Consider the following 669-nt stretch of genomic DNA (forward strand, 5'->3'; position numbering starts at 1 on the left):
TGTCGATGCCGGCTCAATACTCCCCAGAAGTGCCGTTTGAATCTTCCCCAGTTTAGCGCTGTCGCCGGTCTTCCGGAGCGCGCTCCGGGAGACCGGCGGCGCGTGATCGTTGATGCTTCTCCTGATGGTCGGGAGAGGGATTTCGGTGATCAAGATCGGGGAGATGATGATGATACTGGATTTGCATCGGCAGGGCCTGTCGGTGTCGGCGATCGCCAGGGAGAGCGGGATCGACCGCAAGACGGTGCGCAAATACATTGCGCGCGGGCTCGAGGCTCCGGCCTACGGACCGCGCAAGCCGCGTCAGGCGGTAATCGATCCCTTCACGGCCCATCTTCGCGAACATGTCACGCGATGTCCTGGGCTCACCGGCAGCCGGCTTTTCCGCGAACTGAAGGACCTCGGCTATGGCGGCGGCTACACGGCCGTTACCGACTTCCTGCGCGACGTCCGTCCTGCCGCGGCGGAGCGTGGATACGAGGTTCGCTTCGAGACCCCGCCCGGCGAGCAGGCGCAGGTCGACTTCGCCCAGTTCAATGTCGTCTTTGCCGATGAGCCGACCACGCCGAGAATCGTCTGGCTATTCTCCTTGGTGCTTGGCTTCAGTCGCCTTATCTGGGCACGCTTCGTCGTCCACCAGGATCTGCCGACTGTCTTGCGCTGCCATGC

At 63.1% G+C, this 669-nt stretch carries 1 protein-coding gene; it reads left to right on the forward strand.

Going from position 1 to position 669, the window contains the following annotated elements:
- Positions 1–145: 145 nt before the first annotated feature.
- On the forward strand, positions 146–669 hold a 524-nt coding region (locus AC0L2Y_RS34560; RefSeq protein ID WP_473562334.1), incomplete at its 3' end, for a helix-turn-helix domain-containing protein.

The sequence above is a fragment of the Mesorhizobium sp. WSM4830 genome (genome assembly GCF_055811495.1).